This window comes from Nocardia anaemiae NBRC 100462 (genome assembly GCF_001612725.1).
GTDB lineage: Bacteria > Actinomycetota > Actinomycetes > Mycobacteriales > Mycobacteriaceae > Nocardia > Nocardia anaemiae.
Window position 1 is genome coordinate 1 of the sequence record NZ_BDAZ01000040.1, and the last position, 20,712, is coordinate 20,712.

Consider the following 20,712-nt stretch of genomic DNA (forward strand, 5'->3'; position numbering starts at 1 on the left):
AGCAGTCGACCCGCGGGCGGCGCGCGTGATCAACGCCCGCCGCATCGACTCGCTCGCATTGGACAACTATCAGCGCGCCGCCCGGGTGATCCTGGCCAATCACCTGGTCACCCGGACCTATCCGGACCGGATCGCGCTGCCGCTGATCCGCCGCTGGGCCACCGAACTCCGCGAGGATCTGGCCGAATTGTTCGGCTATCGGCTCGAGGTCACCGAAACGACGGCTCGGGTGTTCCCGGTCATCGATCGGCTCGATTCCGGCAAACCGGCCCGCTCCGTCACCGACCGTGTCTTCGACCGCCGCCGCTACGCATACCTCGCCTTGGCGCTGGCGGCACTCGGGCGCGCGGGCGATCAGATCACGTTGTCGGAGTTGGCCGATCAGGTCGCCGCCTATACCGGCCGGGTCGACGGCCTCGAACTGTCACCCGACCGCGCCGCCGATCGCGATGCCTTCGTCGATGCCGTCGGCTGGCTCGCGCACCGGGGCGCGCTCACTCTGGCCGATGGCGATGCGGGTGGCTGGGCCGCCGATCCGGAGGCGGGTGAAGCGCTGTATGACATCGACCGGCCGGTGGTCTTCGCGCTGTTTCGACCGCCGCGCGCATTGCAGCATCTGCATAGTGTCCGCGGTCTGTTGACCGAGGACGCGCTGGCGCACGGACCGGCCGCTGATGCGCAGGCCGCCGATGCGGCTCGGCGGGTGCGACGCAGTCTCGTGGAGCGTCCGGTGGTGTATGCCGAGGACTTGGCCCATGCGGAACGTCCGCTGTTGCAGCAGGATCGAGTCGTCGCGGATGTCGAACTGTTCACCGGGTTGCGCGCCGAACGCCGGGCCGAGGGTGTCGCGCTGATCGATATCTCCGGACGTCTCTCCGACGTCCGCTTCCCGGGCACCGGCACATTGGCACAGGTGGCGCTGCTGCTGGTCGGTGAGATCGCCGATCGGGTACTCGATATAGATAACCCGGTGCCGGTTCGTCCCGGTGCACCCGATCCGGCGGTCGCGCTGGCCGAGCAGCTCGACGGTGCCATCCCGGAGTCCACCGTTTTCGTTCCGCTCGCCGATCTGCCATCGACCGATCCAGAAGCGGTGCAGGAGGTTTCCGATCGCGATGCGGAGGCGACGGCGTATGTGCGCGCGACCTACCCGTTCGTCGAGGCGAGCTGGGTGGGCGAGACCGTACAGGCACTAACCGACCGCTACGGTGTCACCTTCGCCGCGCAGTGGCAGGCCGATGTGCCCGGGCTGACCAGGGAGGTGACCGCCCTGTTGGAACGGCTGCGGCTGGTCCAAGTGGTCGAGGACGGTCTGATCATTCTGCCCGCACTGGCCCGCTACCGCGGCGCGGTCGTCACCGTCCGCACCAAACGGGCGGCCGAATTGTTCGTCACGGTCTCCGACACGCGCGGGGCCGATAGCGTTGGTACGGAAGGGATTTAAACCATGTCGCTCATCCATGGCGGAGTGCGGTTCGTCCCGACCCGCGCCGGAATCATCAATCTGTGGGACTACCGCGACCAGGAATACTGCTTCGCCGACGGCAGGCTGGTACTGCGCGGACCCAACGGTTCCGGTAAGACCAAGGCACTCGAGGTGCTGTTCCCATTCGTGCTCGACGGCCGGATCGAACCGCGCAGGCTCAATCCGTTCGCGGGTGAAGAGCGCACGATGAAGTCGAACCTGTTGTACCGCAAGCAGGAATCCGCGTATTCGTATGTGTGGATGGAGTTCGCGCGCGGTAAATGGGACGATCCCGAGGTCGTCACCATCGGCATCGGTATGCGCGCCACCCGCTCCTCGGACAAGGTGACCCGCTGGTACTTCGTCGCCGATGGCCGTGCGGGCGTGGACTTTTCACTCATCGGCCCGGATGACCGTCCGCTGACCCGCAAGCAATTGGCCGAACAGATCGGCACCGACGCCATCGTCGATCGACCGGTGGAGTATCGCAATGCGATCGATGCGCGCATGTTCGGTCTCGGCAGTCAGCGCTACGACCAGCTGATCAACCTCATTCTCACGCTGCGCCGCCCGCAGCTCGCGAAAAACCTTGATCCGCGCGGGCTTTCGCAGGCGCTCACCGATGGTCTGCGCCCGCTCGACGAACAGCTGATCCTGGACGCGGCGCGTTCGTTCAGCGATATGGAGGAGGTCGGGCGCACCCTGGAGGGCCTGGTGCACGCCGACACCGCCACCAGGTCTTTCGTCGATGTGTATCGCAAATACCTTGCGGTACAGGCGAAGACCGATGTCGATCAGGTGCGGACCCGGCTCGATGCGGTGACCCACGCCAGCACCGCGCTCTTCGCCGCCACCGCACTGCGCGAACGTCGCGAGGCCGAACGCAGCGCCGCCGAGGCCCGCGCCGACGATGCCGACCGCGCCTACGAACAAGCGCTCTCCGACCGGGAAACCCTGCAGCGCTCCAGCGCCTACGAGGGCAAACAGCAGCTCGACGATCTCGCCGACGCGGTCCGGCGCCTGGAGACTTCGGCGGCCGTGCACAAGGATAAGGCGCTCAAGGCCCGCCAAACCCTGGATCAGCGGGGCCAGGAGGCAGAGCGTGCCAAGGCGGCGGCACAGAATGCGGCCGCCGAACTGGCCCGTGGCGAGGACGAATTGCGTGCCGCCGCCGAAGAGGCGGGTATCACCTGGGCCGGTTCGGCCGACCAGGCCCGCGGTGATCAGCTGACCGCCGCGGTTCGCGGACATGCCGAGGAACGCGACGCCGACGTTCGCGCGGTCCGCAAGGCACTCGGTCTGCTGGATTCCGCTAAGGCCGAACGGAATCGGGCCGAACAGCTCGCCGAACGGTCCAGGGCACTGCGCGAATCGGCCGCCGCCGAGGTCTCGGCCGCCGAGGCGGCGGTTGTGCTGGCGCGCACCGAAGCCGGTGGCGCACTGCGCACTTGGTGGGAGGCGCACCGTGCGGTGTACTCCCCCATTCAGAAGGGCCTGTTCGAAGCGCTCGATGCCGCTCTGGCCACCGCGGGGTCCGATGAGGCCGCCGGTCTCGCCGAGATTCTGGCCGAACGTGCCGAACCGCTGCTCGAGGACATCCGCACCCGCCGTCAGCAAGCGCGTGCCGTCGCCGCGCTGGCCGGTGACCGGCTGGTCGAACTCGAGGCCGAACGCGATGAGGTCGCGGCCCAGCGTGCTGAGGCCCCACCGGTTTCGCCCGCTCGTGCGCGGAATGCGGAGGGCCGTCCGGGTGCGCCGCTGTGGCGATTGGTCCGTTTCGCCGATTCCGTGACACCAGCGCAGGCCGCGGGCATCGAGGCCGCGCTGCACGCCGCCGACCTGCTCGACAGTTGGGTCTGCGCGGAATCCGAACGGCCGGAATACATTTCCGACCAATTCCTGGTGCCATTGCCTGCCTCTGCGCGGCCATCCGGTCGGACGCTCGCCGATGTCCTTGTAGTGGAGGAGGATTCGGCCGACCTCGCGGTGCCGAAGCAAACTGTCGCCGACGTATTGGCCTCCATCGCGCTGTACGACAAGGACTCCGACCTCGGCATCGAAGTCGGCGTGAGCACCACCGGCGGATTCCGCCAAGGCGTCCAGGTCGGCCGCCACCACAAGCCCGACGCCGAATTCATCGGTGCCACCGCCCGCGCCAAGCGCCGCGAAATCCGGCTCGCCGAGTTGGCCGCCGCGATCGAGGCAGCGAAGCAGACGCAGCGGCAGGCTCAGGCCGATGAGTCCGCCGCCAGCGCCGAAATCGCGCGAATCTCCGCGGCCGCCAAGGCATTACCGCGTCTCTCGGCCGTCACCGCCGCCCTGCGCGCGGTTTCGGAAGCCGCGGGCATGATGCGCTCGCGCTCCGAGGCGCTCACCCAGGCCGAACGCGACCTCGATCAGGCGGTGGCCGAGACGTCGGCCGTCGAGAAGAAGCTGCGCTCGGTCGCCCAGGCGCACCGCAGTCCCCGCGACGCCCGCGAGATCGATGCGCTCGCCGCCGCCATCCGCCACTTCGAGAACACCGGAACCGGGCTACTGCGCCTGCGCGCCGACCACGAACGGGAGCGCGAACGCGAACGGGAGGGTTCGGACCGCTTCGACGAGGCCCGCGATCTGGCCGAGGCCTTCGCCGAAGAGGCCGAGGCCGCCGACGCGGGCTACCAGGAGCAACTGCGCAAACTCGAAACCCTGCGCGAGGCGCTCGGCGCGGGCGCCGCCGATATCGATCGGGAACTCGAACAGGCGCGCGCGAAGATCGAGGCGACCAGGGCCGAGCAGAAGGCCGCCCGCAAGGCCGCCAATGCGGCGATCGAGGCCGTCGGTGATGCGGAGGCGGCCTATCGCACCGCGCACGAGTCGCTCGGCACCGCGCTCACCGAGGTGCTGGCCGATGTGAAGGCCCTCGCGCCCTATGCCCAACCGGATCTGCTCACCCTGCTCGGCGCACCCGCCGACAGCCGCTGGCCGAGCAGCGACGCCGCCTGGTCGACCCCCGAACAACTGCTCTACCGCATTTCGGCGGCTGGACCGCAGGTCGAACCCCAGGTGCTACCGGACGAGGTGGCCGAACTGTTCGACAACCTCACCGCCGCAACGTCTTCCGTGCGAGCGGGCGAGGCTGCCCGCAAATCCACGCGCAGTGCGGTGACCTCCGCGCTGCAGGAATTCGATGCCGCACTGGCCGCTTCCGGCCGCGACTACCGGCTGCAATGGGATGCCGCGGACGGTCTGACCGTCGTCCAGGTACAGGACGACAACGGGCTATCGGCACTCGCGGATTTCGCCACCCGCATCGACGCCGCCCGCCGCGATCAGGAACTGCTGCTCACCGACGCCGAACGTCGGATACTGGAGGACGCGCTGCTCACCGGCCTGGCACAGCAGATCCACGAACGAACCAGCGATGCGCGCGATCTCATCGCCCGCATGGGTGCGGAAATGAAGAAGCGCCGCATGTCCTCGGGCAATACCATCGGCGTGCACTGGGTGCTCGCCGATTCGCTCTCGGATGCGGCCCGGGCCATGTGCAAGCTGTTGGATCGCGACGCCTCCTCGCTCGGCGCCGATGATCTGGCGGCCATCCGCGCCCACTTCGCCGCCGAGATCCGGGCCGCGCGCGCCGCGCACCCGGAGCGTTCCTACCCCGAAATCCTCGGCGCGACATTGGATTACCGGACCTGGCGGGTGTTCTCCTTCACCCTCATCTCCGCCGACGGCAGCGAGGACAAGCTGACCGTGGCCAGGCACAGCGCGCTCTCCGGCGGCGAGCAGTCGGTCTCGCTGCATCTGCCGCTGTTCGCGGCCGCGCACGTCATGCTCGACTCGGCCGATCCGCAGGCGCCGCGACTGCTCGCGCTGGACGAGGCGTTCGCCGGTGTCGACGACAACGGTCGCAGCGAATTGCTCGGCCTGAGTGTGCAATTCGACCTCGACCTGTTCATGACCGGCTACGACCTGTGGATCACCTATCCGCACGTCCCCGGCTGCGCGCATTACGATCTCGCGCATTCGGCCGCCGAGAACACCGTCAGCGCGACGCTGCTGGTATGGGACAGCGGCGATCTGCTCGCCGAACACGATGGAACCGATCTCACCGCCGCGCTCGGGTCCCCCAACCGCCGCCGCGTCCCGAACTCGATCGAGGGCGGGCTGGCGCTGGACAATATGCCGGGCAGCCCGGCCCCGGTCGGCTGATTCTGAATGGATACCAGTGTCTTCGAGTTCCACCCCGCCCCATCGCAAGGTCGCCATCGCCACACTGATCGGCACCACCCTCGAGTGGTACGACTTCATGCTCTACGGCACGGCATCCGCGCTGATCTTCAGTAAACAGTTCTTCCCAACGCTGAGCCCGGCCGCCGGAACACTGGCGGCATTCAGCACGTTCGCGGTCGGCTTCGGCGCGCGACCGATCGGCGGGTTGCTGTTCGGCCACTTCGGTGATCGGATCGGTCGCAAGACCACCCTCGTGGTGTCGCTGTTTCTGATGGGCGTGAGCACCATGCTCATCGGGGTGATCCCGAGCTACGAGAGCATCGGATTCTGGGCTCCCGCACTGCTGGTCGCGCTGCGACTGCTGCAGGGCATCGGACTCGGCGGCGAAGGTGCGGGGGCGGTGGTGCTGTCGATGGAGCATGCGCCGCCGCGACGACTCAACCGGTATGCCAGTTTCCCGCAGATGGGCACACCGGCCGGGCTGATTCTGGCCAATGCTGTCTTCCTCGGCGCCAGCTCGCTGCTGCCGGATTCGGCCTTCCTGAGCTGGGGTTGGCGAATTCCGTTCCTGCTCAGCGCTATTCTCGTCATGGTCGGGCTCTGGGTGCGACTGGGGATCACCGAATCCGCCGACTATGCCGAACTGGTCCGACGCGGCGAGGTCGCGTCGTTCCCGCTTCGCGACGCGCTCCGGGTCGGGCCTGTCCGGCTACTGCTGATTCTGTTCGCCGCCACCGCGACCTCGGCGGCCGTCTATATCTTCATGGTGTTCACGTTGACCTACGGCACCAAGGCACTCGGGTTCAGCCGAGACTTCCTACTGCTCGGTGTCATCGTTTCGGCCGTTTTCTGGTGCGCCACAATGCCTTTGTGGGGCTCGCTCGCCGACCGGTACGGCACGCGTCGGATATTCCTCGCTGGCACCGCCGCACTGACAGGGTGGTGCGCGGTCTACTTCCCGCTGCTGAACACCGGCAACAAGGTTGTCGCGTTCCTCGCACTGCTCGGCATGGGCGTGACGTTGCCCATTGCCCATAGCGTCGGCGGCATCATCATCGCCGAACTCTTCCCACCATCGGTCCGCTACTCCGGCACGTCGCTGATCGTGCAGGTCTCGGTCATCCTCGGCGGCGGCCTCGCCCCGCTCATCGCGACCGCGCTGTGGACCGCGGGCTCGACCTCGGCAGCGGTGACCTGCTATATCGTCGCCGTCTGTGCGTTGAGCACGATCAGCACGGCGGCGCTGATCCGGGCAGCCGAGGAGCCCACCGACACGCTGGCACCCGTGCCGGTCGGCTGAAACCTACAGCCCGAAGGAGCCGCTCAACCACGGCGGGAGCGGGATCGACGGCAGAGCCGGGAGGACGGGCGGAATCGGCGCGGACGGCGCCGGGGCGGTACCGCCCTCGCTCGCATCCGCACGCAGCGCCGGGCAGGCTCCGCCCGGTGCCGTGGCCAGTTCGAAATGCCACCATTCGTTCTGATAGATCCGGCACAGGCCCCAGCGATTCCCATTCGCCTCCAGCCACTGCGCCCCGGCCTGCGGCCCCACGTCGATCGCCCGTCCCTGCACATGCGTCGACTCGTTGGGCGGCAGCACCCACCGCCGCGCCTCGTCGGGACTGCCGTAGGTCCGCAGCCCCTCGTCCCACAGCGCCTGCTGTTCGGCGGGCGTGCGGTAACCGGAGTTGATGTACAGCGCGACCCCTTCGGCATGTGCCTGGTTCTCGGCCTGCGTGTACGCCGCGGCGAGGCCGGGCTCCAGCCCATCGGTCCCGCTGGCATTACCGGCCACCTGCCCGACCGGCGCGGCGGTGGCGGTGGGCATGGACAGCCCGACCGCGACGATCACCGGGAACAGCGTGGTCGATACGCCCAGCAGGGTCCGGGTACGAAGCGTGAGCGACATGTCAGGGATAGTAACGGGCCCGCAGCCGCCGACCCCGCAGCTACGCCCCTACGGCTCACACCGCGCCGTCGATCATCGCGAGCAACATACCGGCGAACAGGAGGACACCGCCCTGTCCGAACGGACGTCATTCACATAGCTTTCCACATATTCACAGCACAATTAATCACCAATGTCCGAAACATCCTGTGCCCCGCCCGATTTGTCGCACCGGAAATCCCCCTGTCCACAATCCATTCCAGTGTTGTGGATCACGATCAACAATCCCCAGCAATCTTCGAGAAACCGGAAACTACCGCGCCTTCATAAGTTTCACGACCTCGAGGCAAAGTCTGTTGCAGCGCAAGCCTTTCCGGCCCGACACGAACCTTTCCGACGCATAGCGGGTGACCATCGCGCACAAGCTGTTACCTGTGCGCGATAGCCACCCGCTATGCGTCGTGCTTATGGGCTATGTGGTGTCGATCGGCTTGGGTCAGGGGCGCACAGAATCCGAACCGCGGATCGCTTCGGCCGCTTCACGATTGCGGTCGATGCGTTCGATGATCTCCGGGCCGTGCGCTCGCGCGTAGGCGATGGCGACCTTGATCTTGCGGGAATGCAGATCGGACTGCTGGCTCAGGACAGCGATGCGGCGTTCGACCGGACCGTCCAGTTCCTGTAGGCGCGCAACGACTTCCCACACCTCCGGACCGGCGGCCAAAGCCGCGCGGCGGTCGGAGATGGGACCGCGGAAAACGATTCCGGGATGGTCTAGCTGGTCGAAACCCTCCCGGATCAGGCGGTGCAGTAGCGCGGTCGAACTGGTTCCCTCACGAGCGGCGCGTTCGGCCAACCGACGGCTGGCGGATTCCGAGATACGAAACGACGTACTCATTGCCCTCCTCGACCTCCATCGACACCGGTGCAGCGATGTACCCCCCGATTAAGGGTGCCTTGCTTCGGCGGCATTGTTACCCCGGCGAACGGGGTGACATTCCGGTGTCCGGACACATGCCCTGATGGATGACCGTTTCAACCGTTCAGACGCGTTCCTTCGAACGGGTACGGACCCGCAACGCAATCGGCTTCTGCGTTTCGGCGAAGAAGTCGTTGCCCTTATCGTCCACGACGATGAACGCAGGAAAATCTTCGACCTCGATCTTCCAGACCGCCTCCATACCCAGCTCCGGATACTCCAGCACCTCGACGGATTTGATGCAGTCCAGTGCCAACCGCGCCGCGGGCCCCCCGATGGAACCGAGGTAGAAACCGCCGTGTTCCTTGCACGCCTTGGTCACCTGCGCGGAGCGATTGCCCTTGGCCAGCATGACGAACGAACCGCCCGCGGCCTGGAACTGATCGACGTAGGAGTCCATCCGGCCCGCGGTGGTCGGACCGAAGGAACCCGAGGCGTAGCCCTCGGGGGTCTTCGCCGGTCCGGCGTAGTACACGGCCATCTCGCGCAGGTATTCCGGCATCGGCTCGCCCGCGTCGAGGCGCTCCTTGATCTTGGCGTGCGCGATATCGCGGGCGACGACGAGCGGACCGGTCAGCGAAAGCCGGGTCTTCACCGGATATTTCGACAGTTCGGCGCGGATCTCCGACATCGGCCGGTTCAGATCGATCTTCACCACATCGCCGCCGAGGATGGAGTCGGTCTGCTCGGGCAGGTAATGCGCGGGCTCACGCTCGAGCTGCTCCAGGAACACACCCTCCGGCGTGATCTTGGCCAGCGCCTGCCGGTCGGCCGAACAGGACACCGCGATGGCGACCGGGCAGCTGGCGCCGTGCCGGGGCAGGCGCACCACGCGCACGTCGTGGCAGAAGTACTTACCGCCGAACTGCGCACCGATACCGAAGGACTGGGTGAGCTTGAAGACCTCTTCCTCCAGCTCCAGATCCCGGAAGGCATGCGCCGCGAGCGAACCCTCGGTGGGCAGGGAGTCCAGGTAGTGCGCGGACGCGTATTTCGCCGTCTTCAACGCGAATTCCGCACTGGTGCCGCCGATTACCACCGCGAGGTGGTAGGGCGGGCACGCGGCGGTGCCGAGCGAGCGGATCTTCTCGTCCAGGAACTCCAGCATGCGCGTGGGATTCAGCACGGCCTTGGTCTCCTGGTACAGGAAAGACTTGTTCGCCGAACCGCCGCCCTTGGCCATGAACAGGAATTTGTAGGACGGATGCGCGGGATCGCCCGGCGTGGAGTACAACTCGATCTGCGCGGGCAGATTGGTGCCGGTGTTCTTCTCGTCCCACATGGTGATGGGAGCGAGCTGCGAGTAGCGCAGATTCAGCTTGGTGTAGGCGTCGAAGACGCCGCGGCTGATCCATTCGGCATCGTCCACACCGGTGAGCACACCCTCGGACTTCTTGCCCATCACGATCGCGGTGCCGGTGTCCTGACACATCGGCAGGATGCCGCCCGCGGAAATGTTGACGTTCTTGAGCAGGTCCAGCGCGACGAAGCGGTCGTTACCGCTGGCCTCGGGATCATCGATGATCCGGCGCAGCTGCGAAAGATGCGCGGGCCGCAGGTAATGGCTGATGTCGTGCATCGCCTCGGCGGTGAGCAGGCGCAACGCCTCGGGCTCGACCTGCAGGAAGGTGCGGCCATTGTGTTCGAAGGTGCTGACGCCCTCGGTGGTGATCAACCGGTACGGGGTGTCGTCGGCGCCGATCGGCAGCAGATCTGAATAGCGGAAATCCGGCGCGGTCACGGACGCACTCCTTATTCGGTCTCAGGGCTGACGCACCGCCGGGGCCTCGAGAGGGTCTTCGGCAGGCTGGTCACGAGCACAAGGAGCGTATCCAGTAATTAGGGCCGACCGTTGCTTAGGCAACCCTCACTCAGTGCATCCCAACCAAAAGGTTGCACGTTCAACCCCACCAGTGCTACCTCTCAGTTCTGGCATTCGTCGCGCGACAGCACGCGGCCGGACAGTTCAATGACATGTCAGAGTTTGGAGCGCTCTCGTGACCGATCCCCACTGGCTCGATGACGTCGAAATGCGCGCATGGGTGGGTTATGTGCGCACCAGGGACCTCATCGCCGCCGCGGTCGGGCGCGACTCATCCCGCGAGTCGAACCTCACCTACGTCGAGTACTCGGTGCTGGCCTACCTAGCCGACGCACCGGATCATCGACTCACCTTCGCCGATCTCGCCGCCAAACTCGAATGGTCGCAGAGCAGGCTGTCCCATCAGATCACCCGGATGGAGAAGCGGGCACTGGTGGCCAGGGAACCGATTCCGGACGACGCCCGCCGCACCGCCGCCCGGCTCACGCCGCGCGGCGCCGACGTGCTGGCGACGGCCGCGCCCGCACATGTGCAGAGCGTGCGCAGACACATGATCGACGTGCTGGACCGCCAGCAATTGGCCGCCCTCGCCGATATCTACGACACGCTGCTCGCCCATCATCGAAGAGTCGCGGCCACCGAATAACTCACCAGCTCAAGCCGATTGCACGGCCGGGTCCGGCACCCCCAATGCCCGCTCGAAGCCGTCCGGCACCACCAGATCGCTCCGATCGAGATCGCCGACGCTGGTCTTGCGCAGTCCCAGTAGCGCTGAATCAATACCGCCACGCAGGATGTCGAGCACATTCTCGACACCGGCCTGCCCGTTCGCGGCGAGGCCCCACAGGTACGCCCGCCCGATCATGACCGCGCGAGCGCCGAGCGCCACCGCCTTCACCACATCGCTACCGCGCCGGATGCCGCCATCGAGCACCACCTCGATCTGCGATCCGACCGCCTCGGCCACCACGGGCAATGCCCGAATCGCGGCGGGCGTGCCGTCCAGATTGTTTCCGCCGTGATTGGAGACCGAAATCGCCGCGACACCGGCATCGACCGCCCGCAGCGCATCGTCGACGCGCATCACGCCCTTGAGCATGACCGGCCCGTCCCACTGTTCGCAGATCCACGCCACATCCGCCCAATCCGGTGCGGGAGTGCCCATCCACTCGCCGTAGGCGCCGAAAAATCCGGGCGCGGGACCGTCGCCGACGGCCATATTCGGTGCGGTGAGATCCGGAATACGGCCGGAGCGAACATAAGTCGCGAGCCAGCGCGGCCGGGCCAGGGTCTGCGGCGCGAATGTCAGCATGGTCTTGAAATCCAGCTTCTCCGGGATCACCGGGCTGCCCCAGTCGCGCCCGTGCGAGAAGGACCAGTCCAGGGTCAGGATCAGACCGACCGCACCCGCCGCCTTGGCCCGCGACATCCGTTGCAGGATCTCATCTTTCGAACCGCACCAGTACAGCTGGAAGAATGTCGCCGGATTCGCCGCGATGACCTCCTCGATCGGCTTGCTCGCGAAGGAGCTCAGTCCCATCGCGATGCCACGAGCCGCCGCCGCCCGCGCCACGGCCACTTCACCATCCGGATGCACCGCCTGCACGCCGGTCGGCGAGATCAGCACCGGCATCGAGAGCTGCTGTCCCAGTATGGTTGTCGACTGATCGCGCTCGCCGATCGGTCCAGCGCAGTGCGGGGCGAAGCCGAGTTCGGTGAAGGCCTGCTGATTTTCGTCGATGGTCTGGCCGCGCTCGGATCCGGCGATCAGTGCGCCGTACACCGACTTCGGCAGTCGTTTCTTTGCCCGCCGCTGCGCCTCGGCAACGGTTTCGAACCAGGGGTTCACGAGGAGGATCCTTTCGGGGAAGCCACCGGCCACCACAGCCGGATCTGTTCATGCAGGTCAGTGGTCAGTTGGATGAGCAGCGCAGCGCCCTCGTCGGCATTCGCGCCCGTCGGGTCGCCGAGCACTCCGTTGGCGCTCACCGCGCGCACTCCCCCGGCGCGCAGCAGGGGCAGGATTTCGGCGAGCGGTCTGGTATCACCGGCGGCGGCGAGTTCGGTCCGCACCGCATCCGGCCGCAGCGCCAACTGCATCGAGGTCTCGGCGCGGCCCGCGTGCGGATCACCCGGATAGTGCGGCATGAACACCCGCACGTCCCGGGATTCGGTGCGCAGCAACGCCTCGGCTTTGCGCAGCGGCTCGAGATTGCCGCCGTGCCCGTTGACGAGCACGATGCGGTCGAAAGTCTCGGTGGCCGACCGGCACAACTCCACGATCAGCAACTCGAGCGCGACCTGCCCGATCGATAGCGTGCCAGGGAAACCCGCGTGCTCACCGCTGGCGCCGTATGGGATCGCCGGTGCGACGAGCACATCCGACCGCGATTCGGCCAGTCGCGCGCACAATGCCACCGCGATATCGGTATCGGTGGACAGCGGCAGATGCGGTCCGTGCTGTTCGGTCGCCCCGACCGGCACGGCGAGGATCGCGCCCGTGGCCGCGCGCGCCCCGGCCTGCGGCCAGGTCAGTCGCGCGGCCACGGTGTGTTCCGCGACACTTTCCACCATGCCGCGAGATTATCGTCAGTCACTGACATAATCAAGATCCGGCGATCGACGCCCATAATCAACAGCCGTGACAGATGCCAAGGTGCGGGGCCGTCCACGCGGCACAACCAAGCGCGAACTCGAACTGATCGCCATGCGACTGTTCACCGAACAGGGCTTCGACGAAACCACCGTCGAGCAGATCGCCGCGGCCGCGGGTATCAGCGGGCGCACCTTCTTCCGCTACTTCCCCACCAAGGCGGAGGTGCTCTGGTACCAGTTCGACGCCGAGGTCGAGGCGCTGCGCGCAGCCTTCGCCACCGTGCCCGACGAGGTACCGATGATGACCGCCGTGCGCCGAGTTGTGGTGAACGCCAACCGATATCGCGCCGAAGACGTGCCCGAACTGCGGGTTCGCATGCACCTCGTCGGCGGCGATCCGGCACTGGCCGCCACCGCGGGCGCGCATTACGACGCCTGGGAGCGGGCCGTGAGCGCATTCGCCGCACGCCGACTCGGCGTACCGGAGGACGACCTGGTCGCGATGGCGGTCGGGCGCACCACCCTGGCCGCGGCGCGCGCCGCCTTCGACGCCTGGCTGACCCGCGCCGACGCCGACCTCACCGTCTATCTCGACCAAGCGCTCGCGGCGCTGGCACGTGGATTCGCGCCGCCGCGCGAGGATCCGGATCCAGCATCGAGCTAACGGCAGGTTTCACGGGCGACCGGGATGGGGTATGACTAGGCTCGGTATCGGCGCGCAGCCGCATGCACGACTATCCCGACAATCCCGTCGAAAGGGGCTGGAATTTCCATGTCCGAGGTGTCCATGAGCCTTTCGGCGGATTCCCTGCCCGTAGGACCGGTCGACAACCTGCTTCCGCAGCTGGTCGAACACCTGCGGCAGAACCGAACCGCGCTGCGTGAGGAGTGGGCACGCCGCATTACCGATGCCCAACTGCTGACCGCCATGACCCCGGAGGAGATCTTCTCCGAAGCGACGTCGATGTACGACAACTACGTCGAGGTCCTCGTGACCGGTAGCGTCGAAGCGCTGCAGGCCTACGCCCGCGATCTGTCCGAGCGCATCATTCCGAGAGGAGTCGATACTGACGAGGTACTCGGTATCGTCCTGCTGCTGCGCGACGTGCTCGCCCGCTCGCTATTCGAGAAGTACCAGGCCGATTTCGAACTGCTGAATGCCGTTCTGGACGCCTATGAACCGGCGGCCAACCGCATCGCGAGCACCGTGGCCATCTCGTTCGTGCAGGAGCGCGAGCGCGTCATCCGCCAGCAGCAGGAAGCCATCCGCGAGCTGTCCACCCCGGTGCTGCAGGTGCGCGAGCAGCTGCTGATTCTGCCGATCATCGGCGTGCTCGACAGTCAGCGCGCTCGCCAGCTCACCGAGCAGCTGCTGCGTGCCATCCGCGCCAACCGCGCGAAGGTGGTCGTGATCGACATCACCGGTGTGCCCGCGATCGACTCCACGGTGGCCAACCACCTGGTGCAGACCGTGGACGCATCCGGCCTGATGGGCGCCAATGTGATCATCACCGGCCTGTCCTCCGAGATCGCGCTCACGCTGGTGACCATCGGCCTCGACCTGTCGAAGATGAACGCGGTCGGCGACCTTCAGGGTGGTATCGAAGAGGCCGAACGCTTACTCGGCTATGAGGTCACTCGAATGACGGACCGGCAGCTCACCGAACGCGATGGGCGCTGATCGGGCGCACCCATGCCGGTTCCGATACTCAAGCAAGGCACGTATCTCATAGCGTCGGTTCAGTCAGCCTTGACCGACGCGGATACCGAGCGTCTGCAAGACGACCTGATGAAACAGGTCAGCAAATATCGAGCACACGGAATCATCGTAGACGTCACCGCGATCGATGTGATGGATTCGTTCGCGGCCAGATCGCTGCGTACCATCGCGCACATGACGCAGCTCCGCGGTGCCGAAACGGTCATCGTGGGATTACAGCCCGAAGTCGCGTTCGCCATGGTGCAGCTCGGCCTCACCTTCGAGGACATGCACACCGCCCTCGACCTGGAAGAGGGCTTGGCGTGGCTGAACCGCAAGACTACGGGCCGCCGCCAGCGAGATGGTCGTGACAGTGGCCGCTGAGAACTTGGTGATCGCGGTGAGGGTGTCGGGTGACATCGTGACCGCGCGTCAAGCCGGACGGGAGCTGGCAGCCAGGCTCGGTTTTTCTCTGACAGATATGACCATGATCTCGACCGCGATCTCCGAGATCGCCCGCAACATAACCAGTTACGCGGGCAGTGGTGAAATACGTTTGCTGGTCGATGACCGGGAGGGTCGCCAGGCACTCGTCGTCCAGGCCGAGGACCAGGGACCCGGCATTCTCGATATCGCCCGCGCACTCGATGACGGGTACTCCACCGGCCGTGGTCTCGGCCTCGGCCTGCCCGGCGCGCGTCGGCTGATGGATCGGCTCACCGTCGAATCCGCACCCGGTCGCGGCACGTTGGTGGAGATGTGGAAGTGGGTACCCAACGGTGCATGAGGACGGGATCATCGGCCGGATCGAATGGGCGGTGGCCGGTCGCGCCCTGCCTGGCCAGCGGGTTTCCGGTGATCGCGGCGTGGTCCTCGACGCGGGCGGCGGTGCGGTGCTCTTCGCCGTCCTCGACGGGCTCGGCCACGGCACGGCGGCCGCGGACGCCGCCGATCGGGCCGCCCAGGTGCTGTCGGAGAACCGCGCCGAACCGCTGGACGTGCTGATGGTGCTGTGTCATCGGGCCATGGCCGATACCCGAGGTGCGGCAGTGTCTTTGGCGCTGTTCGGCGCATCCGATACGGTGCACTGGCTCGGCGTCGGCAATGTCGACTGCCGAATTCTGACCGCGGGTCCGGTGGGGCTCGCCATGCGCGCGACGGTCCTGATGACCGGTGGCATCGTCGGCTATCGGCTACCCCAGACACTACAGGTGCAGACCGTTCCGGTGCGGCCGGGCGATCTGCTGCTGATGTCGACCGACGGCATCGTCACCGAATCCGCCGACAGCGGCATCGATCCGTCCAAATCCACCGCCGAGATCACCGCCGAAATCCTGGCCAGGCACGCCAAGGATACCGACGACGCATTGGTGCTCGCGGCCCGCCACCGGGGCGGCGTACTGGAGGGATCAGCATGAGCGCGGCGTTGGCCGCATTTCTCGACGCCTACTCGGATGCGCTACGGCGGCATCTGAACTCACCGTCACAGGCGAGTCTCGGTGAGGGTTACGAGCTCGGCCGCCGGGCCCTCGTCGAGGGCATCAGCCTGCTCGATCTCACCGAAAACCATTACCGCGTGGTGCAAGCCACGGAATCGGGAACCGGGGACGCCAAACATGCCGAGACCGCGTTGGAGTTCTTGCTGCAGACTCTCGCCGCGCTCGACATCGCCACCCGCGGATATATCGATGGCACCCGCCGCGCCGAACAACAGCGTTCGCGCATCGACGATCTGGCCGGGCGCGACGCCTTTCGCACTGCCCTGGTCGAGTCGCTGCAGGACGGCTTCTTCGTCGCCGACGCGCGTGGCACCATCATCGAGGTCAACTCCGCCTTCGGCGCGCTGACCGGCTACGGCGCATCGGAACTTCCCTTCCCGCTCCCGCATCCGTGGTCCACGCCGGAGGGGCCGCGCTATCCCGATCTCGGTAGCGAGGCACAGCGATTCGTGATTCCGGTCAAACATCGCGACGGCCGCACGGTCTGGCTGGCGGTCAGCACCAGCGCGATGGTCGAACCGGAGAAGTACGAGCAGATCTTCGTCGGCACCATCCGCGATGTCACCGCCGAACACGATGCGCAGGCGCGCGATCAGGCGGCGTCACGACTGGCCACCGCGGTCGGCGCGGCGACGAGTGTGGTCGAGGTGCTCGCCGTCGGGCTGGACGAGCTGCGACGCACCGTCGGCGCGGAAACCGCGGTGGTGATGGTGTGGCCCAACCGCAATACCGGGCCGGAGACGTATGTCTCCGGGGCCGAGGGGGTTCCGGAGGGCTCGGTGCTCGACGCCCGCGCGCGGGCACTGCTGGATCGGGCTCGACGTCGTCCGGCGCGCAGCCTGTTCGCGATTCCGGAGGGCACCGAGAGTTCCGAGGGCATCGTCGCCCCGCTCGGCGAGACCGGTGATGCGGCGCTGTGGCTGCGCTTCGCCGCGCCGCGCGCCATCAGCGCCGCCGACTGGACATTGTTCTCACTGCTCATCGGACATCTCAGCCTGGCGGTGCAGCGGGCGCGTAACTTCGATCAGGCGCGCTCGACCTCGCTGACGCTGCAGCGCGCCATGCTCGGTCCGATCGAACTGCCGCCGCGGTTCTCGGTGCACTACGAGCCCGCGCTGCCGCCGCTGGAGATCGGCGGCGACTGGTACGACGTGGTGCCACTGCGCGACGGCACCATCGGTGTTGTGGTCGGCGATTGTGTCGGGCGTGGTCTGTCCGCGGCCGTCGTGATGGGCCAATTGCGTACGGCCGCACGGGCTCTGCTGCTGCGCGGCGCGGGTCCGGCGCAGCTGCTCGCGGAACTCGATACCGTCGCGGGCCGGATTCCCGGCGCCATGTGCACGACGGTCTGCGCCGCCGTCCTCGATCCGGTGCGCGGACTGGTCCGCTACAGCAGTGCCGGACATATGCCGCCGATTCTTGCCGATGTCGGTCAGCCGGGCCGACTGCTCGAGGGCGGCCGCGCGGTACCGCTGGCGACCTTCGATACGCCACGGCGTCCCGAGGCAACTACGGCGCTCACGCCAGGTTCGACGCTGGTGTTGTTCACCGACGGCCTGGTCGAACAGCGCGGCGTCGATATCGATGACAGTTTCGCCAAGATCTCGGGGGTGCTCGCCGATACCGCGGGCAAGTTGCCGCGTGAGGTCGCCGATGCCGTGCTCTCCCGACTACGTCCGGCAGCGGGCTACGACGATGACGTCGCCATGGTCGTCTATCGGCAACCCCCGGCACCGCTGCGGCTGGAGATTCCGGCCAATCCGGATCAGCTCTCGGCCATGCGCAAGCGGCTCAAGGCCTGGCTGGCCGCCGCCGCGGTGCCGCACGATCTCGCCTCCGACCTCATCGCCGCGGCCAACGAGGCCTGTAGCAACAGCATCGAACACGCCTACCGCAACGGCGGCGGGCCGGTCACCCGCGCGATCAGCTCCACGGCCGAACTGCTCGGCCGGGCCACCGGCGCCGCGGCGGCCACCACCGATCCTGGGCTCGTCGAATTGACCGCCGAATGTGATACCCAAAAGGTCGTCATTCTGGTCGCCGACACCGGAACGTGGAAACCACGCTCCGCCGATCCGGGGCCGCGCGGACGCGGCATCGACATGATGCGGGCATTGACGGAAGAATTGGAGATAGACCACAGCGGGCTGGGCACCCGCGTCCGCATGTCGGTAACGTTGCCCGCGATCAAATCCCCCGTAGCGAACCCACTGCGTGGCACGAACCGCCAGATTTCTGGCTGAGGAATGCAGCGCGAAAGGCGGGTTCATGGCAGATTGTGATGATGTGACAAACAACTCCGGAGACGCGTATCCCCTGGCGGACACGATGACCACCACAGTCGAGGCACACGATGGCGCGACCGTGCTCACGGTTTCCGGCGAGGTCGATCTGGCGACCGCGCCAGCGCTGGAGAACACCATCGAGGCCATTCTCACCGGCAAACCGGCGGTCCTGATCATCGACCTGACCGGTGTCAGCTTCCTCGCCTCGGCGGGTATGGCGACCCTGGTCGCGGCGCATCAGCGCGCGGGTGACACGACGACCATCGTGGTGGTCGCGGATGGTCCGGCCACCAGTCGGCAGCTCAAGATGACGAGTCTGGATCAGGTGTTCGCACTGCACACCACGCTGGCCGAGGCGCTGGCCAGCCTGCGCTGACTCGAATAGCTCCCGCATCCCGGCCCCGCCGCATCGGCGGGGCCGGGATGGTCGTTTTCAGCACAGTTCGCGCAGCTGCTCGATCAGCTTGACCCGCTCGGCCGTGGTCGCCGCCATCGGCACCACATTCAGCACCGTGACACCGGCCTCGCGGAATGCGGCGACCCGCTCCTTCACGAATCCGGCCGGGCCCACCAGCGAGATATCCCGAACCAGATCGTCCGGGACCACCTTGGCGGCCTCGTCCTTCTTGCCTGTCAGATACAGCTCCTGGATCCGGTCCGCCTCGGCGCCGTAGCCGTACTTGGTGGCCAGCGTGTGATAGAAGTTCTTGCCCTTCGCACCCATGCCGCCGATGTAGAGCGCCAGATGCGGTTTCACGAATTCCAGTAGCGGCGTGACATTCTCGCCGATGGCCAGCGCTGGCCCGGCGTAGACGTCCAGTTCGCCGAGGGTCGGATCACGCTTGGCCAGACCGGCATCCAGTGCTTCGCCCCAGATCTGCTTGGCCTTCTCCGGCACGAAGAAGATCGGCTGCCAGCCCTCGGCGATCTCCGCGGCCAGCTCCACATTCTTCGGGCCGAGTGCGGCCAGCAGCACCGGGATGCGTTCGCGCACTGGATGATTGATCAGCTTGAGCGGTTTGCCCAGGCCGGTGCCCCGATCGGCGGGCAACGGGATCTGGTAGTACTTGCCCTGGTACTCCAGTCGCTCGCGACGCCACACCTTGCGGCAGATCTCCACCAGTTCCCGGGTACGTCCGATGGGTGCGTCGTAGGGGACGCCGTGGAAGCCCTCGATCACCTGCGGGCCCGATGCGCCGAGGCCGAGGATATAGCGGCCGTCGGAGACGAAGTCCAGCCCGGCGGCGGTCATGGCGGTCAGGCTCGGCGTGCGGGTGTAGATCTGCAGGATGCCCGAGGCCAACTGCAGCCGCGTAGTCTTGGCCGCCAGATATCCGAGCGCGCTCACCGCGTCGAACGAGTAGGCCTCCGGCACGAACACGATGTCGAGTCCGGCCTTTTCGAGGTCGGCCACCTCGGCGGCCGCCTCTTTGAAGCCACCCGAGTAGTTGATGCTCAATCCGATCCGCATAGCACTCAACATAACCGCAGCTACGCACCGGCCGCGCACCGGCCACCCCGGTGCGGGCGGTAGCGTATTCGCGGTAGTTCTCCACTGTCGTCGCAGGAAAACGAAAGGCCACCCGCCGTGTCGCAGCCCGCCTTCGCTGAGGCCACCCTCGCGCAGTACCTGACCGACCTGGCCGCGAAGGTGCCCGCACCAGGCGGCGGCGCCGTCGCCGCACTGCACGCCGCACAGGGCGCCGCACTGGTCGCGATGGTCGCGCGCTACACCACCCGGGCCAAGGATGCCGAGCACCGGCCGGTCATCGACCGGATCATCGAGGCGGCAGACGCCTCCCGCGAGCGCGCACTGGCCCTGGCCGATGCCGATGCCGCAGCATTCACCGCCGTCGGCAACGCCTACAAGTTGCCGAAGGATTCTCCGGAGCGGGCCGCCGCGCGCGGCGATGCCATTACCGCCGCACTGCTCGAGGCGGCCCGGGTGCCCGCCGCGGTCGTCGACGAGGCCGATGAGGTGCTCTCGCTCGCCGCCGAACTGCTGCCGATCGGCAATCCCAATGTGGTCACCGACATCGGCGCCGCCGCCGATGCGGCACGGGCCGCGGCCACCAGTTCGCAGCTCAATATCGAAATCAATGTCCGTTCGCTCAGCGCCGAACAGGGCGATAAGTTCGCGCCGGTGCTGATCCGCATCGACGAGATCACCGCACGCGCGGACGCACTGCACGCCGACGTACTGCACGCCGTGCGCGGCTGAATTCGACCGAACGATCGGATCGTTTGTCCGGTTATCTGCCGGGT

At 66.9% G+C, this 20,712-nt stretch carries 18 protein-coding genes; 12 read left to right on the forward strand and 6 right to left on the reverse strand.

The features are described from left to right. Nucleotides 1–28 precede the first annotated feature (28 nt). Genes NA5_RS22835 through NA5_RS22845 form a run of 3 tightly spaced genes read left to right on the forward strand, consistent with a single transcriptional unit; the run spans nt 29 to nt 6,980 of the window. Complete coding sequence (locus tag NA5_RS22835; protein ID WP_062989394.1) at nt 29–1,444, forward strand: TIGR02678 family protein; 1,416 nt, start codon at nt 29–31, stop codon at nt 1,442–1,444. A gap of 3 nt (nt 1,445–1,447) precedes the next feature. After that, nucleotides 1,448–5,659 (forward strand): TIGR02680 family protein, encoded by a 4,212-nt coding sequence (locus NA5_RS22840; RefSeq protein WP_062989312.1) that lies wholly within the window; start codon nt 1,448–1,450, stop codon nt 5,657–5,659. A 16-nt stretch (nt 5,660–5,675) separates the two neighbouring features. Then, nucleotides 5,676–6,980: an MFS transporter gene (locus NA5_RS22845; protein ID WP_281201742.1), complete on the forward strand. Its 1,305-nt coding sequence runs from the start codon at nt 5,676–5,678 to the stop codon at nt 6,978–6,980. A gap of 3 nt (nt 6,981–6,983) precedes the next feature. On the opposite strand, the gene NA5_RS22850 is transcribed toward NA5_RS22845, so the two are convergent. The 3 genes from NA5_RS22850 to NA5_RS22860 all read right to left on the reverse strand — a co-directional run bounded on the left by NA5_RS22850 (nt 6,984) and on the right by NA5_RS22860 (nt 10,288). After that, nucleotides 6,984–7,589: a M15 family metallopeptidase gene (locus NA5_RS22850; RefSeq protein WP_084484356.1), complete on the reverse strand. Its 606-nt coding sequence runs from the start codon at nt 7,587–7,589 to the stop codon at nt 6,984–6,986. A 475-nt stretch (nt 7,590–8,064) separates the two neighbouring features. After that, nucleotides 8,065–8,466, reverse strand: coding sequence for a hypothetical protein (locus tag NA5_RS22855; protein ID WP_062989314.1), 402 nt, complete (start codon nt 8,464–8,466; stop codon nt 8,065–8,067). Between the two features lie 145 nt (nt 8,467–8,611). Next, nucleotides 8,612–10,288: a fumarate hydratase gene (locus NA5_RS22860; RefSeq protein ID WP_062989316.1), complete on the reverse strand. Its 1,677-nt coding sequence runs from the start codon at nt 10,286–10,288 to the stop codon at nt 8,612–8,614. A 256-nt stretch (nt 10,289–10,544) separates the two neighbouring features. On the opposite strand from NA5_RS22860, the gene NA5_RS22865 reads away from it, so the two are divergent. Next, nucleotides 10,545–11,015 (forward strand): MarR family winged helix-turn-helix transcriptional regulator, encoded by a 471-nt coding sequence (locus NA5_RS22865; protein ID WP_062989318.1) that lies wholly within the window; start codon nt 10,545–10,547, stop codon nt 11,013–11,015. A gap of 9 nt (nt 11,016–11,024) precedes the next feature. Here the strand turns inward: NA5_RS22865 and mftD are convergent, their stop codons facing one another. Both mftD and mftE read right to left on the reverse strand, forming a co-directional pair. Continuing rightward, complete coding sequence (mftD, locus tag NA5_RS22870; RefSeq protein WP_084484359.1) at nt 11,025–12,218, reverse strand: pre-mycofactocin synthase MftD; 1,194 nt, start codon at nt 12,216–12,218, stop codon at nt 11,025–11,027. Then, a complete protein-coding gene (mftE, locus tag NA5_RS22875; RefSeq protein WP_062989320.1) occupies nt 12,215–12,943 on the reverse strand; it encodes a mycofactocin biosynthesis peptidyl-dipeptidase MftE in 729 nt (242 codons plus the stop codon). The genes mftD and mftE overlap by 4 nt, the downstream gene beginning before the upstream one ends. A gap of 67 nt (nt 12,944–13,010) precedes the next feature. On the opposite strand from mftE, the gene mftR reads away from it, so the two are divergent. From mftR to NA5_RS22910, 7 genes are all read left to right on the forward strand, one after another. Next, nucleotides 13,011–13,628 (forward strand): mycofactocin system transcriptional regulator MftR, encoded by a 618-nt coding sequence (gene mftR, locus NA5_RS22880; protein ID WP_062989322.1) that lies wholly within the window; start codon nt 13,011–13,013, stop codon nt 13,626–13,628. A 108-nt stretch (nt 13,629–13,736) separates the two neighbouring features. Then, complete coding sequence (locus NA5_RS22885; RefSeq protein ID WP_062989324.1) at nt 13,737–14,645, forward strand: STAS domain-containing protein; 909 nt, start codon at nt 13,737–13,739, stop codon at nt 14,643–14,645. A 12-nt stretch (nt 14,646–14,657) separates the two neighbouring features. Continuing rightward, on the forward strand, nt 14,658–15,047 hold the full coding sequence (locus tag NA5_RS22890) for an STAS domain-containing protein (RefSeq protein ID WP_062989326.1): 390 nt from the start codon (nt 14,658–14,660) through the stop codon (nt 15,045–15,047). Further along, on the forward strand, nt 15,025–15,450 hold the full coding sequence (locus NA5_RS22895) for an anti-sigma regulatory factor (RefSeq protein ID WP_062989328.1): 426 nt from the start codon (nt 15,025–15,027) through the stop codon (nt 15,448–15,450). Before NA5_RS22890 ends, NA5_RS22895 begins: the two co-directional genes overlap by 23 nt. Beyond that, on the forward strand, nt 15,443–16,081 hold the full coding sequence (locus NA5_RS22900; protein WP_062989330.1) for a SpoIIE family protein phosphatase: 639 nt from the start codon (nt 15,443–15,445) through the stop codon (nt 16,079–16,081). The genes NA5_RS22895 and NA5_RS22900 overlap by 8 nt, the downstream gene beginning before the upstream one ends. Then, complete coding sequence (locus tag NA5_RS22905; RefSeq protein ID WP_062989332.1) at nt 16,078–18,405, forward strand: SpoIIE family protein phosphatase; 2,328 nt, start codon at nt 16,078–16,080, stop codon at nt 18,403–18,405. The genes NA5_RS22900 and NA5_RS22905 overlap by 4 nt, the downstream gene beginning before the upstream one ends. Nucleotides 18,406–18,490: 85 nt before the next feature. Next, a complete protein-coding gene (locus NA5_RS22910) occupies nt 18,491–18,823 on the forward strand; it encodes an STAS domain-containing protein (RefSeq protein WP_062989400.1) in 333 nt (110 codons plus the stop codon). 57 nt (nt 18,824–18,880) lie between these two features. On the opposite strand, the gene NA5_RS22915 is transcribed toward NA5_RS22910, so the two are convergent. Then, nucleotides 18,881–19,918: an LLM class F420-dependent oxidoreductase gene (locus tag NA5_RS22915; RefSeq protein ID WP_062989333.1), complete on the reverse strand. Its 1,038-nt coding sequence runs from the start codon at nt 19,916–19,918 to the stop codon at nt 18,881–18,883. A gap of 117 nt (nt 19,919–20,035) precedes the next feature. On the opposite strand from NA5_RS22915, the gene NA5_RS22920 reads away from it, so the two are divergent. After that, entirely contained in the window at nt 20,036–20,668 is a 633-nt protein-coding gene (locus NA5_RS22920) for a cyclodeaminase/cyclohydrolase family protein (RefSeq protein ID WP_062989335.1), read from the forward strand. Nucleotides 20,669–20,712: the final 44 nt, after the last annotated feature.

Bases quoted from the DNA above. Each gene is read 5' to 3' on its own strand.
- NA5_RS22840 (WP_062989312.1), top strand. From the start codon at position 1,448: ATGTCGCTCATCCATGGCGGAGTGCGGTTCGTCCCGACCCGCGCCGGA.
- NA5_RS22850 (WP_084484356.1), bottom strand. From the start codon at position 7,589: ATGTCGCTCACGCTTCGTACCCGGACCCTGCTGGGCGTATCGACCACG.
- NA5_RS22855 (WP_062989314.1), bottom strand. From the start codon at position 8,466: ATGAGTACGTCGTTTCGTATCTCGGAATCCGCCAGCCGTCGGTTGGCC.
- NA5_RS22890 (WP_062989326.1), top strand. From the start codon at position 14,658: ATGCCGGTTCCGATACTCAAGCAAGGCACGTATCTCATAGCGTCGGTT.
- NA5_RS22915 (WP_062989333.1), bottom strand. From the start codon at position 19,918: ATGCGGATCGGATTGAGCATCAACTACTCGGGTGGCTTCAAAGAGGCG.
- NA5_RS22885 (WP_062989324.1), top strand. From the start codon at position 13,737: ATGTCCGAGGTGTCCATGAGCCTTTCGGCGGATTCCCTGCCCGTAGGA.
- NA5_RS22895 (WP_062989328.1), top strand. From the start codon at position 15,025: ATGGTCGTGACAGTGGCCGCTGAGAACTTGGTGATCGCGGTGAGGGTG.
- NA5_RS22910 (WP_062989400.1), top strand. From the start codon at position 18,491: ATGACCACCACAGTCGAGGCACACGATGGCGCGACCGTGCTCACGGTT.
- mftE (WP_062989320.1), bottom strand. From the start codon at position 12,943: ATGGTGGAAAGTGTCGCGGAACACACCGTGGCCGCGCGACTGACCTGG.
- NA5_RS22905 (WP_062989332.1), top strand. From the start codon at position 16,078: ATGAGCGCGGCGTTGGCCGCATTTCTCGACGCCTACTCGGATGCGCTA.